Raw genomic sequence first — 1158 nt, 5'->3', positions numbered from 1 at the left:
TAGGAATATCAACTTTAGGATTATGATACTTACTATCCCCACCAAACAATCTCAGTTGATCTACAAAAATAATGCTTTTAATTTTATCAACTCCACTATGTTTATCTTTATATTGCTCATGTCTCATAGACCCATGCACAACAACTTGCTTGCCTTTAAGAAGAAAATGAAGAAGAGTTTCTGCTCGCTTACCAAATAATACACAATTAAAAAATTGGGCATTATCTCTCCACTCACCTTCTCTTTTAACTTTAATATTATTAGCTATATCAAAATTTAATATAGCTAAATTTGTACTACTATAAGATAAAAGTGAATCTTTAACTAAGCGTCCTGATAATGTGATGTTATTAATGTCAGACATCAAAACCCCCATCATCATAAAGCCTACGTCTGATTTCCATTCTTTGGAGATCACAATACAGGTTACCTAAATATTCATTGTATTCTTTTGTTGTATGGTAATCATAAACATATTTTTTAATAATATTTCTTAAACTATTGTATATATATTTTAACATACGATATAAAATTATTAAAATGAAGATTATTAGATGTATAATCATAAGTGCATCCTCCCACTAAATTACAGATGAGATGGGAGGGGCAAGATTAGATATAGAGAAACTATAACTATGATTAATATCATAATAATCATAATGATCCGTAATTAACTTAAACCTATCTTTAATAGCACGTTTACCTGAATTTAACGCAAATATATTCTTGCCTAATCTATACACAATATTATCTGTTAATTCAAAATCAATAGATAACTTACCAAATATATCTTTAAGAACATCCTTATCTTGTTTAGTAAGTGCATATAATTCTTTAGTATGCTCTTTCTCTTTCTTCTCTATTTCTGTTTGTTTAGATTGAATATCAACTAAATGTTTCTCCAAAAGTTCTCGCTCTTCAGCACCAATATTTAAATTAACAATACTTAGAAAATTTACAAATTCATCTTTATAATTTAATTCTGCTAAATCTGCACAAAATTTACTATCTTGTAGTAATAGTTTTATATGATTAGTTAAATCTTCTATATCAATATTTGCAAGTCCAATAGATTTGTCATTCTTTATAAGATTACAAATACGCCCAACTTCCATATCCAATGCAGAAATATAAACCATCACTTTTGCTATAAAGCTA

At 27.4% G+C, this 1158-nt stretch carries 2 protein-coding genes; both read right to left on the bottom strand.

Annotation, left to right across the window (positions count from 1 at the left end):
• Positions 1-418, bottom strand: a 418-nt coding sequence (locus U880_RS0106405) for a single-stranded DNA-binding protein (protein ID WP_084543221.1), incomplete at its 3' end; no start/stop codon positions are given.
• A gap of 163 nt (positions 419-581) precedes the next feature.
• The coding region (locus U880_RS10335) for a DUF244 domain-containing protein (protein WP_038359561.1) at positions 582-1158 on the bottom strand (577 nt) is incomplete at its 5' end.

This window comes from Borrelia hispanica CRI (genome assembly GCF_000500065.1).
GTDB lineage: Bacteria > Spirochaetota > Spirochaetia > Borreliales > Borreliaceae > Borrelia > Borrelia hispanica.
Note: the sequence above shows the minus strand (reverse complement) of the source record. Positions and strands in the feature narration are given on the sequence as shown.